At 55.2% G+C, this 509-nt stretch carries 1 pseudogene; it reads left to right on the top strand.

Features of this window, described 5'->3' with window-relative positions:
• Positions 1–509, top strand: a pseudogene (locus M3G15_RS21420) (transposase); the annotation flags it as partial.

Here is a 509-nt window from a genome sequence, read left to right on the forward strand (position 1 = left end):
TGTCCTCCCGACGACTTCCTTTGTTTGAGTGCAGAAGATGCGGCTATCAAGCCTCGCCTTTGGTCGGCACCATTTTTGAAAGAACCCATCTGCCTTTGGTGAAGTGGTTCCAAGCCATGGAGCTGTTTCTGCTTCCCGACGGCATCTCGGCGCTGCGGTTGAGTCAGGTAATCCAAGTTACCTACAAGACCGCTTGGCTCATGCTGCACAAAATCCGCCATACCCTCGGTGAATGTGATGCCCGGGAACTGCTCTCTGGAGAGGTAAAGGTGAACCGCGATCAGTATGGGACGGACACCAACCGCTTTCATCCAGCTTCTCAACCTTATGCCACCGCAGTCGTCGCCGGCTGCACGGTCACGGAGTCTGGTGAGCCCGAGCGAGTGAAGATCCAACTGATACCGCATAAAAGAGGAGGCGAGCAATGGGCTACCCGGCGCGATCTCGCGGAGTTCATCAACAAGCATGTAGACGTCCATACCTCAACCAAGCGGTGGTTCCCTTTCGTT

The sequence above is a fragment of the Paenibacillus sp. p3-SID1389 genome, from assembly GCF_025151705.1.
GTDB lineage: Bacteria > Bacillota > Bacilli > Paenibacillales > Paenibacillaceae > Fontibacillus > Fontibacillus phoenicis.